1 pseudogene is annotated in these 256 nt (G+C 45.7%); it reads right to left on the bottom strand.

The features are described from left to right. Positions 1 to 256 (bottom strand): annotated as a pseudogene (locus R2R70_RS21525) (hypothetical protein); the annotation flags it as partial.

Genomic DNA, 256 nt, shown 5'->3' with positions numbered 1-256 from the left:
GGCTGTACCATGGGAAGTCACGAGCGTAAACAATGTCACGACCACTCCAAGATGCACCAGCAAGTACACGAGAGTTGTCTGAAGAAGCACCGAAAAGTACAGAACCATTTTCACGGTCGCCGCCTTCATGCTCAATACGGCCAGAACCTAGAGTAACTTCTGCACCATTAAAGTCTTTACGTAAAATTACGTTAATTACACCACCGATAGCATCTGAACCGTAAAGTGCAGAAGCACCATCAGTAAGGATTTCAAC

Source organism: Cobetia sp. SIMBA_158 (assembly GCF_046566945.1).
Classification (GTDB): Bacteria; Pseudomonadota; Gammaproteobacteria; order Pseudomonadales; family Halomonadaceae; genus Cobetia; species Cobetia amphilecti.
This window is presented reverse-complemented; position numbering and strand designations above follow the sequence as displayed.